The sequence below is a fragment of the Halomonas marinisediminis genome, from assembly GCF_004347715.1.
Lineage (GTDB): Bacteria > Pseudomonadota > Gammaproteobacteria > Pseudomonadales > Halomonadaceae > Halomonas > Halomonas icarae.
On the sequence record NZ_SLTR01000330.1, the window covers coordinates 1 to 286 of the forward strand.

The 286-nt window shown below is 68.5% G+C and carries 1 protein-coding gene; it reads right to left on the reverse strand.

The features are described from left to right. Positions 1-286 (reverse strand): PTS transporter subunit EIIC (locus E0702_RS16885; protein WP_165927603.1); only part of this gene is annotated, 286 nt, incomplete at both ends.

Here is a 286-nt window from a genome sequence, read left to right on the forward strand (position 1 = left end):
TGCCGCCGAGGACGCCGGGGTTGTTGAGGACCGGCTCGACCCACTTGCCCTTCTCGATGTGGCCTTCCGTGACCGGGAACGCCTTGAGGACATTGCTGTAGACCAGGAAGCCGACCAGGGCGGCGAGCGCCGTCGAGCCGTCGGCCTTCTTCGCGAAGCCGATGGCCACGCCGATGCAGAACAGCAGCGGCAGGTTGTCGAAGACCGCGCCGCCGGCCGCGGCGAAGACCTTGCTGACGTCGATCCAGCCCAGGCCCTTCTCGCCGAAGACGTCCGGCTGGCCGAG